The organism is Variovorax robiniae, from assembly GCF_037889955.1.
In the GTDB taxonomy this organism is placed as follows: Bacteria; Pseudomonadota; Gammaproteobacteria; order Burkholderiales; family Burkholderiaceae_C; genus Variovorax; species Variovorax robiniae.
In genome coordinates, this window is sequence record NZ_JBBKZS010000006.1 from 385,587 (window position 1) to 407,360 (window position 21,774).

Below are 21,774 nucleotides of genomic sequence, written 5' to 3' on the forward strand. Positions count from 1 at the left end.
TCAAGCCGAAGTCTGCCTCGATGGGATCGTCTCCTTTCAGTGCGCTGCCACAAGGCGTGCCGCCTCGCGCACCAACAGCTCTGCCTGCGCGTCGAGCTTGAACGCTCGCAGGAAATCCTCGATGCCGTAGGCCGCATGTGTGCCGTGGATCGCCGCCGCGAGCGCCCTGGCCTCCGGCATGCGGCCTGCCAGTGCCAGGCAGAACATCGCGATCGCACGGATGTGCACATGCGCGTTCGGGCGCGCCACGGCCTTGACGGCCCAGTCGGCCGCCTCCTCGTGGCGGCCCAGGCGCACCAGTGCCAGCGCGCGCGAGGCCAGCATGGCGAAGAGCAAGGGGTCCAACGGACTCAGCGCGCGCGCGTGGTCCGACTCGCCGATGGCGGCGTGCGGATCGCCGGACTGCGCGTGCACGAAGGCCAGCGTGTAGTGGCCCAGCGCGAAATTCGGGCTCAGCTCGATCGCGGTCTGCAACTCGCCGAGCGCCTCGCCTTGCCGGTCCTTCAGCCACATCGCGCGCCCGAGTGCCCAGTGCGAAGCGGGATCGAGCTCGTCGGCCATGACGCCTTCGGCCGCCGCGCGGTACGCCTGCTCGATGGCAGGGCCACGCTCGCGCCAATCCAGGAAGGCGTCCTGGAAATGCGTGAAGGACAGGCCGGCGTGCGGCCGCGCGAAGGTCGGGTCCAGTCGCACTGCGGACTGGAAGAAGTGCCGTGCCTGTTCGTTGTCCTCGCGATTGAATCGCACCATGTGCCAGAGGCCGCGATGGTGCGCTTCCCAGGCATCGAGCGAGCTGGGGTTCTTGAGGATGGCCCGATTGCGCTCCGCCATCTCGATCTGGCTGGCAATGGCGGTGACGATGCGGTTGCCGATCTCGTCGAGCACCGCGAAGGTGTCGTCGAGCCTGCTTTCGAACTCCTGTGCCCAGACGACTTGCGCGCTGCGCGTGGCCGTGAGCTGCACGCTCACCGCGAGGCGCGAGCCGGGCCCGCGCCGCAGCCAGCCGCTGGCGACGTAGTCCGCGTCCAGCCGTCGGCCGGCGTCTTCGGTGTTCACGCGCCGATCGGCCAACGCGAACATCGTGCCCTCGGCGATCACGAACATGCTGCGCAGCTTGGAGAGCCGCGTGATGATGTCGTGCGTCATGCCGTCGCCAAGGCCGCCGCGCAGCGTGGCGCCCGGCGCCTGGTCCACGAAGGGCGTGATGGCGAGTGATGCGCGGCGGGCCACTGACGGGGCTTCCTGGAGTGCTGCGTCCGGGTGGGTCGCAGCGGCGACGGAAGGCGCTGGGGATTTGACGGCATGGCGTGCCTTCGCAGCCTGCCAGGCGCGCCCGATCGGTACCCAGTCCAGCCCCTCGGCTTCGTACTGGCGCGCGGTTTCGGCCAGGTGCTCGTCGCCCTCGCGCAGGCGCCCGCGACAAGCGAGTGCCTCCAACAGTTGCTCGTGGGCATGGCGGTCGAACGGCGAGATCGCGAGCCAGCGTTCCAGTGCCGCCGTCGCGGTGTCGCTGGCCAGCGGCAGTGCCCGCACCCAATGCTCCAGCACTGCCGCATGGGCCGCGCGGAAGTGCCGCCGCCGGGCGACCAGCCAGCCGGTGAAAACCGGCGAATGCGGCAGGTCCAGACCCTCCAGGAAATCGCGCGTGCCGAACAGGGCCGACAGCGCCTGCAGCCGGTCGGCCGGGAGCGCCGCGACACCCTGCTGCAGGGCTTCGCTCACCTGCAGCGCATCGACGCCGCAGTCTGCAAGGTCGAGTGACACGCCGTCGCCGTTCGTCACCACGCGCGTCCGGCCGGGCTCGTCCAGCACGGCGCGCAGCTTGCTCAGGCACCACCTCAGTTCCCCGCGCGGATCGCCGGGCACATCCCACAGCAGTTCGCACAGGTGGCTGCGCGACGTGTCGCGACTCGCCAGCGCCAGCCAGGCCAGCAGCGCGCGCACCTTGCGCGAGGCAGGAAGGGCGAGCGGCGCGCCGGCGCGATGCACCGCCAGGGGGCCGAGCAGTTGCAGCGTCAGCACGGGATCGCGGTCCGTTTGCATCTGCGTTGGTCGCTCCAACTGAATTTCCACGCCGGTTACCACGCCGGCTTCCACGCCCGCGTTTCAAAGTCGATCGCGACGGCCGGACCACGCCAGCGCAACGGCCGTCAAGCTGGCCCGACCGGGCCGCACACTTCAACCCTGAACCCTGGAGCCACGTCATGAGCACATCGTCCGCCGCCGTTGCCACCCCGGAGCCCGCCGCCGCACCCGACTTCGCCGCGATCAAGATCCGCCAGAAGGCCACCTGGGCTTCGGGCGACTATGCCGTGGTCGGCACCACCTTGCAAATCGTCGGCGAGACCCTGTGCGAGGCCGTCGACCTGCAGGCCGGCGCGCGTGTACTCGACGTGGCCGCAGGCAACGGCAACGCCACGCTGGCCGCCGCGCGCCGCTGGTGCGAGGTGACCTCGACCGACTACGTCCCGGCCCTGCTGGAGCGCGGACGGGAGCGTGCCGCGGCCGAACGGCTGCACGGCATCGACTTCCGCGAGGCCGACGCCGAGGCGCTGCCTTTCGACGACGCGAGCTTCGATGCCGTGCTTTCGACCTTCGGCTGCATGTTCGCGCCCAACCCGCCGCGCGTGGCCTCGGAGTTGCTGCGCGTGTGCCGCAGCGGCGGCCGGATCGGCATGGCCAACTGGACGCCGACCGGCTTCATCGGGCAGGTCTTCAAGACCATCGGCAAGCATGTGCCGCCACCGGCCGGCGTGAGTTCGCCCGCGCTGTGGGGAAGCCGCAGCCACGTCGTCGACTGGTTCGGAGCGGCGGCAGCGCAGGTGGAAACGCAATCGCGCGAGTTCAACTTCCGCTACCGCTCGCCAGAGCACATGCTGGAAGTGTTCCGCAGCTATTACGGGCCGATGCTCAAGGCTTTCGGTGCGCTGGATGCGCCGGGGCAGGATGCATTGGCGGAAGACCTCGTGGCGCTGATGAAGCAGTTCTCCCGCAAGGGCAGCCAGACGCTGGTGATCCCCAGCGAGTACCTCGAGGTCGTGGTCACGCGCGCGTGAATGAAGCCCACCCCCAAGCGCCTGCGGCGCCGGGGCGGCCGCCAGAGGCGGCTGCTCTTGCGGGCCGTCCAAGCCTGCGCAGGCAGGCTTGGAGCCGCGGCCCTCAGCCCCTTCGAGGGGGCGCACCCAGCGGCCCGGCGAAGCCGGTTCCGCGGGTGCCCACGAACAGGCAAATTGCGGGATGCGATGCTACGGATAAAACCGGCCGTGGCCCGCCACGTGGTAGCGAACGTCCGCGAATTCACTCATCGCGCTCCGTTGTGCAGTTCCACAAGCTCGGCTTGTTCCTTGGCCAGCTTGGCCTCGCGGTCGGCGATCTTGTCCGCCTTGCCCTGGGCCTTCGCCTTGTCGAGATCACGCTGTCGCTCGGCGACCTTCTTCTCCTGGCGGGATCAGGACACGCATGGACTTCCTTTCGGTGGAATTGGGAAGACGTCTTGCCGCCGTGAGGGAGGCAAAAGCAGGGTCAGCGCTCGCCAGGCACCAGCACGGTCGGCTTGGCGGTATCCGTAAGCCCCGGATAGTCGCGGCTGAAGTGCAGCCCGCGGCTCTCATGCCGCGATTGCGCACAGCGCACGATGAGGTCCGCCACCTGCACGAGGTTGCGCAGTTCGAGCAGGTCCGGCGTGATGCGGAAGTTGCCGTAGAACTCGTCGATCTCCCGCGACAGCAGGGCGATGCGATGCGCCGCCCGCTCCAGCCGCTTGTTGGTGCGCACGATGCCCACGTAGTCCCACATGAAGCGGCGCAACTCGTCCCAGTTGTGCGAGATGACGACGACCTCGTCGGCATCGGTGACGCGGCTGTGGTCCCAGGGCGGCAGGTCGGGCAGGGCGCGTGGCGCCTCGGCGGCGATGGCCTGCGCCGCCGCGCGCGCGAACACCATGCATTCGACCAGCGAGTTGCTGGCGAGGCGATTGGCGCCGTGCAGGCCGGTGCAGGCGGTCTCGCCGATCGCGAAGAGGCCGGGCAGGTCGGTGTGTCCGTCCAGGTCCACCACCACGCCGCCGCAGGTGTAGTGGGCTGCGGGCACCACGGGAATCGGCTCTCGCGTGATGTCGATGCCGAGCGTCGCGCAGCGCGCCAGGATGTTGGGGAAATGCGTCTCCAGGAAGTCCGGGCTCTGGTGCGAGATGTCGAGGTGCACGCAGTCCAGGCCGTGCTTCTTCATCTCGAAATCGATGGCGCGCGCGACCACGTCGCGCGGCGCGAGCTCGGCCCGCTCGTCATGCTCGGGCATGAAGCGCGTGCCGCCCGCCGACGCGGGCAGCTTGAGCTGGCCGCCTTCGCCGCGCACCGCCTCGCTGATGAGAAAGGACTTGGCGTAAGGGTGGTGCAGGCAGGTGGGATGGAACTGGATGAATTCCATGTTCGACACGCGGCAGCCCGCGCGCCACGCGGCGGCGATGCCGTCGCCGGTGGCCGTGTCCGGGTTGCTCGTGTAGAGGTAGACCTTGCCTGCGCCGCCCGTGGCCAGGATGGTGTGCTGCGCACGAAAGGTCAGGACTTCGCCGGCCGCCACGTCCAGCACATGCACGCCCAGGCATGCGTCGTCGGCGAGCCCGAGCTTGGCGCCCGTGATCAGGTCGACCAGCATGTGGCCCTCGAACAGCGTGATGTTGGGCGTGCGCCGCACCACGTCGATGAGGCAGCGCTGCACCGCCGCGCCGGTGGCGTCGGTCACATGCACGATGCGCCGCTCGCTGTGGCCGCCCTCGCGCGTGAGGTGCAGCAGGCCGTTTTCCTCGGTGAACGGGACGCCCAGTGTCTGCAGCCAGGCGATGGCCTCGGGCGCGTGTTCCACGACGAAGCGCGTGGCCGCGAGGTCGCACAGGCCCGCACCGGCGACCAGCGTGTCCTGCACATGCGATTCGATGCTGTCGCCTTCGGCTAGCACGGCGGCGATGCCACCCTGGGCCCATTGGCTCGCGCCATCGCTGAGCGCGCGCTTGGTGATGACGGCCACGCGATGCGTGCGGGCCAGGTGGACCGCGGCGCTGAGGCCGGAGAGTCCGCTGCCAACGATAAGAACGTCGAAGTCGTGAAGCGCCAAAACTCAACCCTTGGAAGGACGGGCCAGATGCCGTCAAAAGGGGCGAACGATACCGGACTTCAGAGTGACGCCGTCGTGCATTTACCTCGACAAGGCGATGCCCAATGGATTGCCGCCTGCGGTCACGGGTGACCCGGCCATTGGGGTGAGGGCGCCCGATGCGGGATCGATGGTGAAGGCCGACACGGTCCCGGCATCGATGTTCGGCGCATAGGCGAACCGGCCGGTGGGGTCCACGGCGAGCGAGTAGGGCGAACCGCCTGTCGGCACCGTCGGCGGGGTCATTGGGGAGAGCGCGCCAGAACTGGCATCGATGGTGTAGGCCGATACGACGCCACCGTTGGCATCCGCCACGTACGCGAAACGACCCGTCGACTCCACGGCGACGGTGTAGGGGCGGTCCCCCGTCGGTACCGTCGGCACGGCCATCGGGGTGAGAGCGCCGGTCGTAGCGTCGATGACGTAGGCGGACACGGTGTTGTCGGAGGAGTTCGCGACGTAGGCGAAGCGGCCCGAGGGGTGCACGGCCACGTGGATGGGATTGACCCCTGTTGCCACCGGCGGTGTGGCGATCGGGCTGAGCGCGCCTGTGTTGGCATCGATGGCGTAGACGGACACGGTCGAGGACATGTAGTTCGCGACGTAGGCAAACCGTCCCAGGGGATCGACGGTGATGGCTTGGGGACTGATCCCTGTCGCCACCGTTGCGACGGCCATCGGGCTGAGGGCGCCGGAGGCGTCGATGTTGAAGGCTGACACGTTGTTGCTGCCGGCATTCGCGACGTAGGCAAAGCGGCCCGTGGGATCCACGACGATGGCATAGGGCGCCCCCCCTGTCGCTACCGCCGGCACGGCCATTGGGCCGAGGGCGCCCGTGGCGATGTTGATGGTGTAGGCCGACAGGGTGTTGGCGTCACGGTTCGCCACGTAGGCGAATCGGCCCCCGGGGTCTACCGCGACGGCGCTGGGGAAGAGCCCTGCCGCGATCGTCGGCACGGCCAACGGGCTGAGCGCGCCCAAGGTGGGATCGAGGGTGAAGACCGACACGGTGTTGTCGCCGGAATTCGCGACATAGGCAAAGCGGGCCGGCGGTGCGGCACAGGTCACTTCCACGTTCGTCACCGCGGCCGTGGAGATCGTGCCGCTGCCGTTGGTGACGGTGCAGACCTTGGTCAGGATTTTGGGCTGCGACTTGACGGTGATGGAGTAGCTGGCGCCATCGGCCAGCGGCGTCGCGAAACTGAAACTGCCGTCGGCCGCGACGACCAGGTCATCCGCGGCGTTGGCCTGGAGCACCAGCCCGGTGCCGAGCAGGCCGGTGACGTTGCCGCTCACGGGGAAGCTTGGAGGCGGCGGTGGGGGGACGGGCGCCGGAGGGGCTGGCACCGGTGCTGGAGGTGGTGGCGGTACCGGCGCCGGGGCTGGTGGCACGGGCGCTGGAGGTGGCGGCGGGACAGGTGCTGGAGGCGCCGGCGGTACGGGTGCAGGAGGGGGCGGCGGCACAGGTGCCGGCGGGGCAGGCGGTAGGGGCGCTGGCGGTGCTGGCGGTTCTGCCGACGGTGCGGGTGCCGGCGCTGGCGGTTCAGCAGACGGCGCCGGCGCGGGGGCAGGGGCCGGGGCCGGGGCAGGCGCCGCGGACGATGGCGGGAGCACCGGGAAATAGTAGCCGCCCCCTCCACCGCCGCACGCGGCCAGCGCCAGCGTCGCGCCGGCTACGAGGGCGTAGCTGAGGGGGCTCGGGCACGGGGACACCGAACGCTCACCGATGGCGGCGTGGGCGCGCCGCATGAAAAGCTCGTCCATGGCATCGGGCTCCTGCAAGTGCAAAAGTCAATGAATGTGAACAAGTCTAACGACCACAACCCGCAGCGCACTGAAAAATTTGTTGTTGCTCACTTCTCCGGAAAGCGAAGGCTGGTCTCGAAAAACAACCGATGCAGTACCAAATAAGAAGGCAAGGACTGGCGGGTCCGGCGGGATCGAAACCGGCGCGGGCAGTGCCTGTTCGTGGGCACCCGCGGAGCCGGCTTTGCCGGGCCGCTGGGTGCGCCCCCTTGAGGGCTGAGGGCCGCGGCTCCGAGCCTGCCTGCGCAGGCTCGGACGGCCCGCAAGAGCAGCCGCCTCTGGCGGCCGCCTGGAGCGCCGCAGGCGCTTCGGTTGTGGGCTTTCTCTTCAGTCGAACGCCAAGTCCGCAGGCGGCACCGAGCACAACTCCGCCAACACCGTGACCACCATCGCATGGTCTTCCCGATCCGGCGCGCCGGACACGGTGACGACGCCCACGCAGCCGGTTCCGGCCACCCGGATCGGAAATGCGCCGCCGTGAACGGCGTAGTCGCGCACCGCCAGCCCCATCTTTTGTTCAAGGGTCCTGCCTTCGCGTTCAAGCGACTTGCCGACCGCGTAGGAGCTTTGGTGCAGCAACTCGACCGTGTTGCGCTTGCGCCGGGCCCAGTCGGCGTTGGCGGGCGTGGTGCCTGGCATCGCGAACAGGAAGACCGTCTCCCGTGCCACCCGAACCTCGATGGTCAGCGCCATGCCCATCGCTTCGCTGCGTGTCTTGATCCGAGTGCCGAGGTCCCATGCCATCGCGTGGTCGAAATGCGAAAGGCACAGGCGTTGCTCCTGCAGCGCCATGCGCTCCAGGTCCTGTTCGATGTTCATGCGGGCCTCATTTCTGGATGCCGCAGGCCACCGACAGGTAGCGCTCCATGCGCAGCACGGCCAACTCCGGATCGGTCAGCACGCCGCAGCCATCGGCCAGTTCGAAGAGCTTGGCGAAGTGCGCCGCGCCGCGTGCCGATTGCAGGCCGCCGGCCATCGAGAAGTGGTCCTGGTGGCCGTTCAGCCAGGCGAGGAAGACGACGCCGGCCTTGTAGTGGCGCGTCGGCGCACGGAAGATCTCGCGCGACAGCGTCACGGTGGGGTCGAGCAGTTCGCGGAAGCGCTCGGTGCGGCCGGCGGCCAGCTCGCCGAGCGCGACAGCGGCCACCGGTGCGATCGGGTCGAAGATGCCCAGCAGTCCGTGCGAATGGCCTTGCTCATCGCCGGCCATCAACTCGGCGTAGTTGAAGTCGTCGCCGGTGTACATCTTCACGCCGGCTGGCAGGCGCCGGCGCAGGTCGAGTTCCCATTTGGCATCGAGCAGGGAGACCTTGATGCCTTCCACATGCGAGGCGTTGTCGCGCACGAGTTGGGCGACCGTGTCGAGCGCGGTCGGCAGGTCGGTCGAGCCCCAGTAGCCGCGCAGGGCGGGGTCGAACATCTCGCCGAGCCAGTGCAGCACGACCGGTTTGGACGCGTCCTTGAGCAGGCGGCCGTAGAGGGCGAGGTAGTCATCGGCGCTGCGGGCGCAGCGCACGAGGGCCCGGCTGGCCATCAGGATGGCGCGGCCGCCTTCGGCCTCGACGACTTCGAGTTGCTCGCGGTAGGCCGCTTCGACCTGCGCCAGCGTCACGTCAGGCCCTGGCAACAGTTGATCGGTGCCGACACCGCAGGCGAGGTCGGCGCCGGGAATGGTCTTCGCATGGCGCAGGCTGCGCTGGATCAGTTCGCGGGCGACGGGCCAGTCCACGCCCATGCCGCGCTGGGCGGTGTCCATGGCCTCCGCGATCTTGAAGCCGAGCGACCAGAGGTGCTCGCGGAAGGCCAGCGTGCGCTCCCAATCGATCGCGGGCGATGCGTCCCACGGGTCGACGGTCGCCAGTGGGTTCACGACCACATGCGCCGCAGCGAACACGGTGCGGTTGAAGGGCGCTGGCTTGCCGGTCGGCACGATCGGCCGGGCCTTGAGCGAGTAGGGCATCAGCGTGCCATCGGCTTGGGGGAGGGTGATCTGCATGATGGGTCTCTGGATGTGGAAGTGGGTAGGCGCGTCAGGCGATGCGGCCCAGGATGTGGTCGGCCGCCTTTTCCGCGACCATGATGGTGGGCGCGTTGGTGTTGCACGAAGGCACGCGCGGCATGACGGAGGCATCGACCACGCGAAGGCCCTGCAGGCCGATGAGGCGCAGGTCCGGCGTGACGACGCTGTCTGGGTCGCTTGCGAGGCCCATGCGGCAGGTGCCGACCGGGTGGTGATCGGTCTTCGCATTGGCGCAGGCGTAGTCGAAGAGTTCCTGGTCGGTTTCGAGGCGCGTGCCGGGTAGCACCTCCGTTTGCACATACCGGCCCATGGCCTGCTGGCGCATGATGTCTCGCGCCAACCGCAGGCCCTTGATCGACATCTCGCGGTCGTAGGGATCGGACCAGTAGTTGGGGTCGAGCAGCGGCGCCGCCGCGGGGTCCTTGCTGGCGAGGCGCACCGTGCCGCGCGAGCGGGGCCGCAGGTAGGCCGTGTTCAGCGTGACGCCGGCATTGTTGAGCTTGGCCATGCCGGCCTCGATGCCGGAGCCCAGGCCGAGATGGAACTGAATGTCCGGCGAGCGCGCGTTTTCCTTCGGGTCGGCATACCAGAAGCCGCCTGTCTCGAAGAGGCTGGATGCGACCGGACCGGTCTTGAGCAGCAGGTACTGCAAGCCGGCCAGTGCCGCATGCTGCGGCTTGTTGTACTTGTCGTAGGTGTGGTCGCCCGTGCACTCGGCGATGACGAACAGGTCCAGGTGGTCTTGCAGGTTGCCGCCCACGCCGGGTAGGTCGTGGACCACCCGCACGTCGACCGAGCGCAGGTGCGCCGCAGGCCCGATGCCGGACTGCATGAGCAGCTTGGGCGATCCGATGGCGCCGGAAGAGACGATGACTTCACGATCGGCGCGAATCACCCGCGGGGTCGCATTGCTCCCGCTCACGACTTCCACGCCAACGGCCCGACCGCCTTCCACGACGACGCGCAGGGCACGCGTCTGCATCATCACCGTGAGGTTCGAGCGGGCGCGGACTTGCTTGTCCAGGAATCCAGTCGACGTCGATGACCGGCGCGCGTTCAACTGCGTGAGCTGGTAGTAGCCGAGGCCGCCTTGCGATGCGCCATTGAAGTCCGGGTTGAACGGGATGCCCAGCTCCTGTCCCGCCTGGAAGAAGGCCTCGCAGATCGGCAGCGGGCTGATCGGATTCGACACGCCGAGCGGCCCGCCATAGGCATGGAATTCGTTGGCGAAGCGCTGGTTGTTTTCCGAGCGCTTGAAGTACGGCAGTACCTCGCGGTACGACCAGCCGGTGGCGCCTTCTTCGCTGACCCATTCGTCATAGTCGGCCGGAACGCCACGCGTGTAGAGCTGCGCATTGATCGACGAGCCACCGCCGATGACCTTGGCCTGCGTGAAGCGCAGCACGCGGTCCTTCATGTGCTTCTGCGGTACCGTGTGCCAGCCCCAGGAGCCGATGCCCTTGGTCATCTTCGCGAAGCCCGCGGGCATGTGGAAGAAGGGATGGCGATCCGAGCCGCCCGCTTCGAGCAGCAGCACCTTCACGGTCGGATCGGCGCTCAGGCGATTGGCCAGCACGCAGCCGGCCGAGCCGCCGCCGGTGATGATGTAGTCGTAGCTTTCGGTGGTCATAGCGTCGGAACGGAAAGTGCGCCATCCACGTGGAGGACGCTGCCGGTTGAGAAGCCCAGTTGACCGCTGGCCAATGCGGCCACGGCATGCGCGACGTCTTCCGGGTAGCCCCAGCGGCCCATGGGCACCAGGCCGTCGGCGATGCGTTGCTCGTACTTGCCGGCCACGCCCTCGGTCATGGGCGTGCGGATGACGCCGGGCCGCACTTCGAACACGCCGATGCCGAGCGGTGCGAGGCGCAGCGCGAAGAGCTTGGTCAGCATGCCGAGGCCGGACTTGGAAACGCAGTATTCCCCGCGCTCGATCGAGGCCATCTCGACGCTGACCGAGGAGACGGTGACGATGGCGCGCCGAAGCGTCGAGGGTGTACCGACCATGTGCCGCGCCACGGCCTGCGTGAAGAAGAAGGTGCCGCGCAGGTTGACATCGAGCACGCGGTCGAAGGATGCCGGCGTCACGTCGAGCAGGTCGCCGCGGCTGGGCGCGGGAATGCCTGCGTTGTTGACGAGGCACGCGATGGGGCCGTGCCATTCGACGATGCGTTGCACCACGGCGCCGTGATCCTCGACCCGGCCCAGGTCGGATTCGAAGAGCTTGCATGACGCGCCATGTGCTGTGATGTCGGCCAGCGTGGACTCGGCGCCCGTGCTGTCGATGTCGGTGAGCGCGATGTCGAAGCCGCGCGAGGCCAGCTCGATGGCGATGCCGGCGCCGATGCCGCGTCGGGCGCCGGTCACCACGGCCAGGGGGCGGGGCGTCGTCATGGCGCTCAGGCGATCAGCGATTCGGTCTTCGCATCGAAGCACACGAGCTTCGACAGGTCCACCAGGAAGCGCGCGTTCTGCTCCGGCTTGAGCGGCGCGTCGGGTTCCAGGCGAACGGTGAATTCGCTGCCGCCGAGGTTCAGCACCACCAGCGTGTCGGCGCCGGTCGGCTCGATCACCTCGACACGCGCATCAACGAAGCAGTGCATCGGACCCGCCACCATGCCCTCGCGCGCCAGGCTCACGGCCTCGGCGCGGATGCCGGCGATGACTTCCTGGGCGGCATAGGCCCGCAAGCCTGCCGGTGCCACGGAAGACGGCAGCGGGATGCTCACGCGCGGGCTGTTGCCGGACTGGATGTCCAGGCTCAACGCGCCTTCGGTGCCGGACACCTTCGCCTTGACCAGGTTCATGCGCGGCGATCCCATGAAGCTCGCGACAAAGGTGTTGGCCGGCTTGTTGTAGACCTCGTACGGCGTGCCGAGTTGCTGCAGCACGCCGCCCTTCATCACCGCGATGCGGGTGGCCAGCGTCATGGCCTCGATCTGGTCGTGCGTGACGTAGACGATGGTCGCCTTCAGCCGCTGGTGCAGCTTCTTGATCTCGGTGCGCATGTCGACCCGCAGTTGCGCGTCGAGGTTGGAGAGCGGTTCGTCGAAGAGGTAGAGCTGCGGCTCGCGCGCCAGTGCCCGGCCGATCGCCACGCGCTGGCGCTGGCCGCCCGAGAGCTGGCGCGGCTTGCGGTCCAGCAGGTGCTCGATCTGCAAGAGCTTGGACACCGACTTGACCCGCTCGGCACGCTGCGACTTCTCGACCTTGCGCATCTCCAGCGGAAACTCGATGTTCTTGGCGACGGTCATGTTCGGGTACAGCGCATAGGACTGGAACACCATCGAGATGTTGCGCTCCGCAGGCGCCACCGTCGTGATGTCGCGGCCTTGCAGGCTCAGCGTGCCGGCGGTCGGCTCTTCCAGGCCCGCGATGATGTTCATCAGCGTGCTCTTGCCGCAGCCCGAGGGGCCGACGAGCACGAGGAACTCGCCGTCCTGCAGGCCGATGGATATGTCGTGCAGGATCTTGACGGGGCCGAAGCTCTTCTGCACGTTGACGAGGTCGAGGGATGCCATGCTTATCTCCTTGGGGTTGGGCGCTTAGCCCTTGACTGAGCCGGCCATGAGGCCACGAACAAAATACTTGCCGGACACGAGGTACACCACCAGCGTCGGGATGGCCGCGATGAAGGCGCCGGCGAAATGCACGTTGTATTCCTTGACGCCGGTGCTGCTGTTGACCAGGTTGTTCAAGGCCACCGTGAGCGGATACGAGCTGAAGTCGCTGAAGGACGCACCGAACAGGAACTCGTTCCAGATGTTGGTGAACTGCCAGATCACGGTGACGACGATGATCGGCGTGCTGTTGGGCAGCAGGATGCGGCCCATCACGCCGAAGAAGCCGGCGCCGTCCATGCGGGCCGAGCGGATCAGCTCCGCCGGGAAGGCCGCGTAGTAGTTGCGGAAGAACAGCGTGGTGAAGCCGATGCCGTACACCGTGTTCACGAAGATCAGCCCCTTCACCGTACCGGCCAGCCCCAGGAAGCCCAGCGTCTTGGCCATCGGGATCAGCACGATCTGGAACGGGATGAACACCGAGAACAGCATCGCCGCGAACATCAGGTTCGCACCGCGGAATTTGAACTGCGTGAGGATGTAGCCGTTCAGCGCACCGATCAGCGTCGACAGCACCACCGACGGAATCACCAGCAGGAAGGAGTTGATGAAGAAGGGCTTGAGACCCGTGGGCTGCACGCCGATCTGCGCCGTGCTCCAGGCGCTGAGCCACGGTGCAATCGTCCAGTCGATCGGCAGCGACATCATGTTGCCGTTGCGGATCTCGTCGAGCGGCTTGAAGGAGTTGACGGCCATCACGTAGACGGGCATCAGGAACGCCACCGCAAACACGAACAGCACGATGTAGAGCGCGATGCGCGCGACATCCAGCTTGGGCGCGATGCCGCTGGCGCCGTGCACATGCACGGCCGGGTGGGCAGTTGCATTAGCCATTTTTGACCTTCCGCATTTCACTGAAGAGGTAAGGGAGCACGACCGCACCGATGGCCAGCAGCATCAGCACGGAGCTCGCCGCGCCGACCGCCATCTCGTTGCGGGTGAAGGTGTACTGGTACATGAACACCGAGGGCAGCCAGGTGGAGCGGCCAGGGCCGCCGTTGGTCAGCGCGATGACCAGGTCATAGGACTTGATCGCCATGTGCGCCAGGATCACGAAGGCCGAGACGAACACCGGGCCGAGCTGCGGCAGGATGATGCGCAGGTAGACCTGCCAGGTCTTCGCACCATCGACCTTGGCCGCATTGACCTGCTCGCTGTCGACGCCGCGCAGCCCGGCCAGGAACATCGCCATCACGAAGCCGCTGGTCTGCCAGACCGCGGCGATGACGACGCAGTAGATCGCCATCTCGCTGTCCTTGATCCAGGTGAAGGAGAAGCTCTCCCAGCCCAGCAAGTGCACGGTGCGCTCCAGCCCGACCCCCGGGTCCAGCAGCCACTTCCAGGCCGTGCCGGTGACGATGAAGGACAGCGCCATCGGGTAGAGGAAGATCGAGCGGAAGGCGCTTTCGGAGCGGATCTTCTGGTCGATCAGGATGGCGAGGCCCAAGCCCATGACCATCGCGATCAGGATGTAGAGGCTGGCGAAGGTCGCGAGGTTGGACAGGGAGACTTGCCAGTTCTCCAACCCGAGCAGGCGCGTGTAGTTGGCGGTACCTGCCAACTCGAAAGTCGGCAGCATGGTCGACGTCGTGAAGGACAGGTAGACCGTGAACATGATGTAGCCGTACACGCACACCAGCACGAGGAACACGCTGGGGCTGAACAGCAACTTGGGGAGGAAACCGGCTTTCATGGCAGGGCTCAGTTCTTGGCGGCGGAGACCAACTCGGCGACGGCCTTCTTGTCGTCGATCTGGCCGTTGAAGTGGCGCGTGATCACGTCATAGAAGGCGCTCTTCATCGAGGCCGGCACCGCGTGGCCGTGGGCGATGGAGCCGACCAGCGTGTTGTTCTTGCTGGCCTCTGCAACGTCCTTGATGGCCTTCTTGCCGCAGTCGTCGAAGGCCGCATCCGACACGTCGTTGCGCGCGGGCGCTGCGCCCTTGATGACGTTGAAGGACGATTGGAATGAGGGGTCCATCACGTCTTCGGCCATCTTCATCTGCGCTGCGGTCTTGGCCGGATCCTTCAGCTTGAACATCGCGAAGTTGTCGGTGTTGAAGGCGCCCGATCCTTGCGTGCCCGGGAAGCGGTAGCAAAAGAAGTCCTTGCCCGGCACCTTCTTCGCATTCACGAACTCGCCCTTGGCCCAATCGCCCATGATCTGGAAGCCGGCCTTGCCGCTGATGACCAGGCCGGAGGCCACGTTCCAGTCGCGGCCCGAGAAGTCCTTGTCGACCAGCTTGCGGATCTGCGACATGCGCTGGAACACCTTCAGCGTGGTGGGCGAGTTCAGTGTCTTGGTGTCCAGGTCGATGAAAGCCTTCTTGTAGTAGTCGACTCCGCCCGTCGAGAGCACGACGCTGTCGAACACGGTCGCGTCCTGCCAGGGTTGGCCGCCGTGCGCGATGGCGATGAAGCCGGCCTTCTGGACCTTTTCGGCGGCGGCGATGAAGTCATCGAAGTCCTTCGGCTCGCCGGTCACGCCGGCCTTGGCCAGCACTTCCTTGTTGGCCCAGAGCCAGTTGGTGGTGTGCAGGTTGACCGGCACCGCGATCCACTTGCCGTTGTACTTGGTGAACTTCTGGAGTTGCGGCGGGACGACCTTGTCCCAGTTGCCCTTGGCCGCCATGTCGTTGAGGTCGGCCAGCACGCCCTGCTTGGCCCAGTCCTGCACGTCGAAGCCGAGCAGTTGCACGGCGGTCGGCGGGTTGCCAGCGGTGACGCGTGCGCGCACGGCTGTCATCGCCGCCTCGCCGCCGCCGCCGGCCACGGGCATGTCGTTCCAGGTGACGCCTTGCTTCTCCAACGTCTGCTTGAGCACGTTGAGCGCCGAGGCTTCGCCGCCGGACGTCCACCAATGGAGGACTTCGACGCTCTGTTGCTGGGCCAGTGCGGGGACTGCAAGGGTCGCCGCGATCGCGAGGCTGGTGAGTTGCTTCTTCATGGTGTGTCTCCGGATGAGTGAGGGTGGTGAAGGTGAGGGAAGGGATCAGCGCGGCAGGTACCAGTCGGTGCGGCCGCCGAGGTGCATGTGCAGGGTCTTGGTCTCGGTGTAGTCCTCGGTCGCGAAGCGGCCGAGTTCGCGGCCGATGCCGCTTTCGTGATAGCCGCCGAAGGGAAGTTCGGCATGGCCTTCGAGGAAGGTGTTGACCCAGACCGTGCCGGCCCGGATGCGGCGCGCGGCGCTGAGGCAGGTGCTGAAGTCCTGGCTCCAGACGGCAGCCGAAAGGCCGTAGAGGGTGCTGTTGGCGAGGTCCACGGCTTCGTCGAGGTCCTTGAAGGTGAGGACGGCGAGCACCGGGCCGAAGACCTCTTCCTTGGCGATGGCCATGTCGCGGGTGACGCCGGTCACGACAGTCGGTTCGACGTACATGCCTGTCGTGGAGATGCGTGCGCCGCCGAGTGCGACCGTCGCACCGTCGCGACGAGCGCCTTCGACGTGCGACAGGATCGTCTCGAGCTGCTTGTCGGTCGTGATCGCGCCGACTTGCACGCCCTGCGTGAGCGGGTCGCCGACCTTCACCCGCTTCGAGCGCTCGACGACGGCGACGGTGAAGCGCTCCGCGATCGACTCATGCACGAGGATGCGGCTGCCGCTGTTGCAGCACTGGCCGGCATTGAAGTAGATGCCGTACACGGCCGCGTCCACTGCAGCGTCCCAGTCGCAGTCGGGGAAGATGATCTGCGGGTTCTTGCCGCCCAGTTCCATCGACACCTTCTTCAACGTCTGCGCAGACTTGGCGACGGCCTGCTTGCCGATGGCCGTGGAGCCGGTGAAGGACAGCATGTCGACATCGGCGTGCGTCACCATCACTTCGCCGACCACGCTGCCGCGCCCGACCAGGATGTTCACCACGCCGCTCGGCATGCCTGCGGCTTGGAGGATCTCGCCGAGCATCACGGTGGTGCCGGAGGTCACCTCGGCCGGCTTGACGACGGTGGTGCAACCTGCGGCCAGTGCAAAGGGCAGCTTCTGGCTGACGATGAGGAAGGGGAAGTTCCAGGGTGTGATGATGCTGACCACACCGATGGGTTCGCGCAGCACGACGCCGAGGGTGTTCTCGCCGAGCGTGTTGTAGCTGTCGCCGTGCAGGTTGCGCGCCAGCGTCGCTGCGTAGTGCCACAGGTCGGCGGCGCCTTCGATTTCGGCCAGAGACTGGGCCATCGGCTTGCCGTTCTCCAGCGTCTCCATCAGCGCGAGTTCGTGCTTGCGGGAGAGGATGCCTTCGGCGACCGTGCGCAGGATGCGGGCGCGCTCTGCGCCCTTCATGCGGGGCCACGGGCCCTTGTCGAAGGCCTTGCGCGCGGCGGCGATTGCCCGCTCGGCATCGGCCGCGCCGGCCTGGGCGTAGACCGCGACCAGCTTGTCATGCGCGGGCGACTTGCGGTCGAGCGTCGAGCCATCGGCGGCTTCGGACCAGGCGCCGTCGATGAGCAGTTTGCCTTGATACGGCTTGCGGGTCAGCGCGTCGGCGGGGGAGAGGGTCGAGGTGTTCATTGCGTTGTCCTGTGTCGATGGGTCAGAGGCCTGCGTAGCTCGGAGCCCGCTTCTCTTGAAAGCTCCGGATGCCTTCGCTGGCGTCCTGCGTGGTGGCGGCGAGCGCACCGGCCATCGCTTCCAGCGTGGCGGCGGCGTCCTCGCCAGCGGCGGCGTTGATGAGTTGCTTGGTGAGTTGCAGGGAGACGGGCGCCTTGGTCGTCATCTCGCGCGCCAGTCCGTTTGCGCGGCTCCTGAGTTCGGACGCGTGCACGACTTCGTGAACCAGTCCGGCGCTCAGGGCTTCGGCAGCCGACTGGCGCATGCCGCTCACCGCCAGATATTTCGCGCGGCTGGCACCGATCAACTGGACCAGCCGTTGCGTACCCGACCATCCGGGGCAGGTCGCAATGGAGGCTTCAGGCAGGGCGAACTGCGCGCTGTCGACTGCAATGCGGATGTCCCCCGTGATTGCAAGTTCGAGTCCGCCGCCGAAGGCGTGTCCGTTGATGGCCGTGATGACCGGCTGCCGCAGGCGTGCCCACTGGTCGAACACCTGGTGGCCGCGGCGCACCCAACGGCGCCACATGTCGAGTGGTTGCAGGGCCGCCCATTCGTTGATGTCGGCGCCGACGCAGAAGGACTTCTCGCCGCCGCCCAGAAGGATGACGACGCGCACAGTTGTGTCGGCATCCAGCTCACGTGCTGCCAGTTCCAGCTGGTCCAGCATGGCAGGCGTCAGCGAGTTGAGCTTGGACGGCCTGTTGAGCATGACAGTCGCAACGGCGCCGTCGCGCTCGACCTGGATCAGCGACTCAGCCACGATGCAGCTCCGCCACCAGGACTTCCTTGACCACTGGAGCAGCCAAGGCCACATCCACTGGGTGCGACGCCTTTGCCACCTGAAGCGATGCCCCGCGCCGCACTTCCTCCGCCTTGAGCCGAAGCCCGAAGGGCGCATCGGTGAACAACGCGGCGTCCATCACGCGCAGGTCCTTCGCCACACGCAGCGGGATCTCCGCCTGGTCCAGCACGTCGCGTTGCAGGTCGATGCCCGGCGCTATCTCGCGCACGACCAGCGCGTCGTCCTCCAGGTCGATGACGCAGCGCTCGGTCACGTAGGTCACGCGTTGCCCGCGCTGGCGCCCGATCACACCGCTGAAGGTGATGTGCTCGGCCGACCGGACGAACTTGCGGGTCTTTCCCTCCTTGAGGATGGTCAGCTTGCCGTTACCGACTTCCAGTTTGGCGCCAGCCGTGAAGAAGCCTGAGAACACGATGCGCCGGGCATGCGCCGTGATGTCGACAAAGCCACCGCAGCCCGCGGTGAGATACGGCTTGGCTCCCAGCTTCGACACGTTGACGCTGCCGTTGCCATCGACCTGCAGGAAGGACAGCAAGGTCACGTCGAAGCCGCCACCCTGGAAGTAGGTGAACTGGTTCGGCGAGGCCATGATCGCGTCTGCATTCGATGCGCATCCGAAGGCGAATCCCAGCAGCGGCATGCCGCCGACGGCGCCTTGCTCGATGGCCCAGGTCACTTCGCCATGCAGCCCTTCTTCCAGCAGGATGCGCGGCACGTTGGCCGAGATGCCGAAGCCGAGGTTCACCGCGTGGCCGTGCGCCAGTTCCATCGCTGCACGGCGGGAGATCACCTTCTCCGGCCCCCACACCTGCGGCTCGAAGGTCGCCAGCGGCTGCGCGATCTCGCCACTGATGGCCGGGTCATACGGCGTCTGCGTGGTCTGCCACTGCTCCGCATCGACCACGATGTAGTCCACCAGGTTGCAGGGCACATGCACGTCATGCGGGCGCAGGCTGCCCTCCTTGACCACGCGCTTGACCTGGGCGATGACGATGCCGCCGTTGTTGCGTGCGGCCAGCGCCTGGTCGAGGCCACCGAGCAGCGCGCCTTCATGCTCGTAGGTCAGGTTGCCGTGCTCGTCCGCCGTGGTGGCGCGGATGATGGCCACGTCGGGCACGATGGCCGGGAAGTAGAGCCACTCCTGGCCGTCGAAGGTCTCCTTGCGCACCACCGGGTTGGCCGCGGCGGCCTCGTTCATCGCGCAGCCCTGGAGTTCAGGGTCGACGAAGGTGCCGAGGCCGACCTTGGTCAGCACACCGGGGCGCTTGGCCGCCGCATCCCGGTGCATGTCGTAGAGGATCCCGCTCGGGATGTTGTAGGCCTCGATCTGGTTGTCGACCACCATGTGCCAGATGGCCGGCATCGGCAGGGAGGAGGGGCCGCTCGGGTAGGAGCCGGCCAGCACGCGGGACAGCAGCCCCGGCTTGGCGATGTGGTCGATGCCCTTGATGCCGTACATGTCGCCGGCGGCGATCGGGTTCAGTGTGGTCAGGTTGCGGGGCTGGCCTTCGCTGTCGAAGCGTGCGCCGATGGCCGCCAGCACCTTGTCCGGGCAGCCCAGGCCGCTCGATGAACTGATGCTCACGACATCTTCGGAACGAACGAGTCCCGCCGCCTGCTCGGCGGTGATTACTTTTTTCATGGAGATTCCTAGGGTTGGAGGGTGGCCACGCGGGTGGCTTTACCGCTGTGGCTGGCTTCGGCGATGGCCAATGCCGTGGCGAGCGAGCGCACGCCGTCGAGTGCGGTCGCGGCCGGTTCGCCTTCACCGCGCAGGGCCGCGCAGAAGCGGCCCACGCCGCGTTCGTAGAGGCTTTCGTGTTCGACCGGCACGGCGTGCTCGCCCTGCGCGTCGCGCAGGAGCACCTCGCCGATCGGCTTCTGCGTCATGACGTTGCGGCCGACCACGCTTCCCTTGTCGCCGTGGATCTCGATGCCGGTGCCGGCGAAGGGCACCGTGAAGGCGTCGTGCAGTTGGGCCACCACGCCGTTGTCGAAACGCAGGGCGGCCATCACGCCGTCTTCCAGGCCTTCGCGGGCCAGCGATGCGGACTGGGCGAGGGCGACCGCTTCGACAGGCTCGGCACCCAGGATGAAGCGCAGCGTGTCCGCGTCGTGCACGGAAATGTCAAGGATGACGCCGCCGCCCGCCGCAGGCTTGTCGATGCGCCAGCCTTGCAGGTGCGGCGGCAGGTAGACGGCATGGAAGACGCGGGCGAAGAGGGGCCGGCCGATGGCGCCGCCCTGGACCAGTTCGCGGATCTGGCGATGTGTTGCCGCGTTGCGCAGGTGATGGTTGGTGGCCATCACCACCCCGGCGTCGGCACAGGCCTGCACCATCTGCTGCGCGTCGGCGAGATTCAAGGCCAGCGGCTTCTCGCAGAGCACATGCTTGCCGGCCGCTGCTGCCGCGATCACCTGGTCGCGGTGCAATTCATTGGTCGTGCTGATGTAGACGACGTGCACGGCGGGATTGGCCAGCAAGTCCGCGACGCTGTCGTACGCGCCAGCGATGGCGTGCTTCGCGGCGAAGGCCTTGGCGCGATCGGCATTGCTGCTGGCGACCGCCACGACCTCATGGCCCGGCTGCGCGCGGATCGCCTCGATCATGTACTCGGAAGCGATCGTGCTGGCGCCGATCAGGCCCCATCCAGTCACTGCTTTGTTAACCATGTTGTCCCCTTTGCGGATACATTCGTTGGAACGGTTGAATGAATTATTGGAACGTTCCAGTAAAAGATCAAGCGCTTTTATTTAAGTGCGGGAAAACACCTAGAAATGACCATGGGCAAAGAAAAAACGACCCGAGCGGTCACGATCCTCGATGTCGCCGCGGCAGCGGAGGTCTCCAAGTCCACCGTGTCGCTGGTCCTGAAGAACAGCCCGTTGATCCCGGCGGAAACGGCGGAGCGCGTCCGTGAGGCGGCACGCAAGATCGGCTACGTCTACAACAGCCGTGCGGGCGAACTGCGCGGCAAGACCTCGAAGACCATCGGCGTCATCGTCAACGACCTCACCAATCCGTTCTTTGCGGAGATCCTCGTGGGCGTCGAGCGCAAGCTCGTCGAGGCGGGGTACATCGTGCTGATGGCGCACACCAACGAGGATGTCGAGCGCCAGAACACGGTGCTGAGGACGATGCGCGAGCAGGGAGCCGCCGGCTTGGTCCTGTGCCCGGCCTATGGCACGCCCAAGACGCTGACGAAGGAAGTCGAGTCCTGGGGCATGCCGTTGGTCGTCATGGTCCGCACCCTCGGGCCAGGCAAGTACGACTTCGCCGGGGCCGACAACGAGCGCGGCATCTATGCGGCCACGCGGCACCTGCTGGACGCCGGGCACACGCGCATCGGCTTCCTTGGCGGGCGCACGGGCGTGGTGCTCGAACAGCGCCTCAAGGGCTTCAGGGCGGCGCTGGCGGAGCGCGACATCGCGTTCGACGAAGACCTGCTGGTTGCTGCCCAGCCAACACGAAAAGGCGGCCATGAAACCATGAGCGCGCTGCTGGACAAGAAGCCGCGGCCCACCGCGGCCGTCTGCTACAACGACGTGGTCGCTTTCGGCGCGCTGTCAGCGCTGGGGGAACGCGGCCTGCGCGCCGGCCAGGACTTCGCGCTCATGGGTTTCGACAACGTGCAGGACGCGGCCCATTCCAATCCGCCGTTGAGCACCATCGACATCCGGCCCGGCGAGCTCGGCGAGCATGCGGCCGCGATCCTGCTGGACCGCATCCAGACGCCGGCGCGTGCGCGGCAGACGTACTTGGCGGATCCGCAACTGGTGCTTCGGCAGTCGGGATGAATGCAGCGGTCCAGAGGGAAACCAAGGCGAGCATGGCT

General features: G+C 67.1%; 17 protein-coding genes and 1 pseudogene. 2 read left to right on the top strand and 16 right to left on the bottom strand.

Annotated elements, in window-relative coordinates; translation table 11 throughout:
• Positions 1 to 36 precede the first annotated feature (36 nt).
• Entirely contained in the window at positions 37 to 2,043 is a 2,007-nt protein-coding gene (locus WKW79_RS17040; RefSeq protein WP_340336355.1) for a transcriptional regulator, read from the bottom strand.
• A gap of 161 nt (positions 2,044 to 2,204) precedes the next feature.
• Here WKW79_RS17040 and WKW79_RS17045 point away from each other — a divergent pair, with 161 nt between their 5' ends.
• Positions 2,205 to 3,056, top strand: a complete 852-nt coding sequence (locus WKW79_RS17045) for a class I SAM-dependent methyltransferase (RefSeq protein WP_340336356.1) — start codon at positions 2,205 to 2,207, stop codon at positions 3,054 to 3,056.
• A gap of 245 nt (positions 3,057 to 3,301) precedes the next feature.
• Here WKW79_RS17045 and WKW79_RS37040 read toward each other — a convergent pair.
• The 15 genes and pseudogenes from WKW79_RS37040 to WKW79_RS17115 all read right to left on the bottom strand — a co-directional run.
• Positions 3,302 to 3,433: pseudogene (locus WKW79_RS37040) on the bottom strand (DUF1090 family protein); the annotation flags it as partial.
• A gap of 89 nt (positions 3,434 to 3,522) precedes the next feature.
• On the bottom strand, positions 3,523 to 5,109 hold the full coding sequence (gene nadB, locus WKW79_RS17050; protein ID WP_340336357.1) for an L-aspartate oxidase: 1,587 nt from the start codon (positions 5,107 to 5,109) through the stop codon (positions 3,523 to 3,525).
• Between the two features lie 81 nt (positions 5,110 to 5,190).
• Complete coding sequence (locus WKW79_RS17055; protein ID WP_340336358.1) at positions 5,191 to 6,444, bottom strand: lactonase family protein; 1,254 nt, start codon at positions 6,442 to 6,444, stop codon at positions 5,191 to 5,193.
• A gap of 837 nt (positions 6,445 to 7,281) precedes the next feature.
• Positions 7,282 to 7,773 carry a heme-degrading domain-containing protein gene (locus tag WKW79_RS17060; RefSeq protein WP_340336359.1) on the bottom strand — a complete coding sequence of 164 codons (492 nt, stop codon included), beginning with the start codon at positions 7,771 to 7,773 and terminating at the stop codon, positions 7,282 to 7,284.
• A 7-nt stretch (positions 7,774 to 7,780) separates the two neighbouring features.
• Positions 7,781 to 8,950, bottom strand: coding sequence for a dihydrodipicolinate synthase family protein (locus tag WKW79_RS17065; protein ID WP_340336360.1), 1,170 nt, complete (start codon positions 8,948 to 8,950; stop codon positions 7,781 to 7,783).
• 34 nt (positions 8,951 to 8,984) lie between these two features.
• Positions 8,985 to 10,604 (bottom strand): GMC family oxidoreductase, encoded by a 1,620-nt coding sequence (locus WKW79_RS17070; RefSeq protein ID WP_340336361.1) that lies wholly within the window; start codon positions 10,602 to 10,604, stop codon positions 8,985 to 8,987.
• Complete coding sequence (locus tag WKW79_RS17075; RefSeq protein ID WP_340336362.1) at positions 10,601 to 11,368, bottom strand: 3-ketoacyl-ACP reductase; 768 nt, start codon at positions 11,366 to 11,368, stop codon at positions 10,601 to 10,603. The genes WKW79_RS17070 and WKW79_RS17075 overlap by 4 nt, the downstream gene beginning before the upstream one ends.
• Before the next feature lie 5 nt (positions 11,369 to 11,373).
• Positions 11,374 to 12,495: an ABC transporter ATP-binding protein gene (locus WKW79_RS17080; RefSeq protein ID WP_340336363.1), complete on the bottom strand. Its 1,122-nt coding sequence runs from the start codon at positions 12,493 to 12,495 to the stop codon at positions 11,374 to 11,376.
• 24 nt (positions 12,496 to 12,519) lie between these two features.
• Complete coding sequence (locus tag WKW79_RS17085) at positions 12,520 to 13,377, bottom strand: carbohydrate ABC transporter permease (protein WP_340336427.1); 858 nt, start codon at positions 13,375 to 13,377, stop codon at positions 12,520 to 12,522.
• A gap of 43 nt (positions 13,378 to 13,420) precedes the next feature.
• A complete protein-coding gene (locus WKW79_RS17090; protein WP_340336364.1) occupies positions 13,421 to 14,287 on the bottom strand; it encodes a carbohydrate ABC transporter permease in 867 nt (288 codons plus the stop codon).
• 8 nt (positions 14,288 to 14,295) lie between these two features.
• Positions 14,296 to 15,540, bottom strand: a complete 1,245-nt coding sequence (locus WKW79_RS17095) for an ABC transporter substrate-binding protein (protein ID WP_340336365.1) — start codon at positions 15,538 to 15,540, stop codon at positions 14,296 to 14,298.
• Between the two features lie 45 nt (positions 15,541 to 15,585).
• The gene (locus tag WKW79_RS17100; RefSeq protein WP_340336366.1) at positions 15,586 to 17,094 is read right to left on the bottom strand and encodes an aldehyde dehydrogenase family protein; all 1,509 of its coding nucleotides are present in this window, start codon (positions 17,092 to 17,094) and stop codon (positions 15,586 to 15,588) included.
• Between the two features lie 22 nt (positions 17,095 to 17,116).
• Entirely contained in the window at positions 17,117 to 17,896 is a 780-nt protein-coding gene (locus WKW79_RS17105) for an enoyl-CoA hydratase/isomerase family protein (RefSeq protein WP_340336367.1), read from the bottom strand.
• Positions 17,889 to 19,580: an acyl CoA:acetate/3-ketoacid CoA transferase gene (locus WKW79_RS17110; RefSeq protein WP_340336368.1), complete on the bottom strand. Its 1,692-nt coding sequence runs from the start codon at positions 19,578 to 19,580 to the stop codon at positions 17,889 to 17,891. The genes WKW79_RS17105 and WKW79_RS17110 overlap by 8 nt, the downstream gene beginning before the upstream one ends.
• An 8-nt stretch (positions 19,581 to 19,588) precedes the next feature.
• The gene (locus WKW79_RS17115) at positions 19,589 to 20,611 is read right to left on the bottom strand and encodes a Gfo/Idh/MocA family protein (protein WP_340336369.1); all 1,023 of its coding nucleotides are present in this window, start codon (positions 20,609 to 20,611) and stop codon (positions 19,589 to 19,591) included.
• A gap of 111 nt (positions 20,612 to 20,722) precedes the next feature.
• Between WKW79_RS17115 and WKW79_RS17120 the strand changes: the two genes are divergently transcribed.
• Positions 20,723 to 21,736 carry a LacI family DNA-binding transcriptional regulator gene (locus tag WKW79_RS17120; protein ID WP_340336370.1) on the top strand — a complete coding sequence of 338 codons (1,014 nt, stop codon included), beginning with the start codon at positions 20,723 to 20,725 and terminating at the stop codon, positions 21,734 to 21,736.
• The last annotated feature ends 38 nt before the right edge of the window (positions 21,737 to 21,774 follow it).